1 protein-coding gene is annotated in these 435 nt (G+C 61.4%); it reads left to right on the top strand.

The annotated features are described in order from the left end of the window. The coding region (locus AWU74_RS12315; RefSeq protein WP_202966448.1) for a hypothetical protein at positions 1-360 on the top strand (360 nt) is incomplete at its 5' end. Positions 361-435: the final 75 nt, after the last annotated feature.

Raw genomic sequence — 435 nt, 5'->3', positions numbered from 1 at the left:
ACGACCGAGTTTCTTGAGGAAACTCGGCATACGGGCAAAGGCGGCGTTCCCCGCTGGGAACGCCGCACCCGCGGCGCACAGGGCGGGCGGGTGAAGAGCAGCGAGGCAAGCGCCGCGGCTACCGTTGGGCGTTACCGAAATGGAGAGAAAGGAAACGGGCAAAGCCCGTTCCCTTTCTCGTCTCATAAGAGAAGCGGCAAAGCCGCTTCTCTTATGACGAACGCCTTGACTTTTTTGCCGCCCGCCGCTAGCATGTCTCCATTAGGCGGCGGGGCTGCGCGCGGCTCCGCCCGCGGAAGCGCCGGAACGCGCGGTTCCGGCTTGCGGGAAGCGTCCGGGCCGCTAGGCAGTGTGGACTAAAGAAAGGAAAAGAGGTAAAATAGGAGCATGAAAGGAAATAAAGGCATTCACCGGCACGATATAAGCGACGAGGCG

The sequence above is a fragment of the Treponema endosymbiont of Eucomonympha sp. genome (genome assembly GCF_001028545.1).
This window is presented reverse-complemented; position numbering and strand designations above follow the sequence as displayed.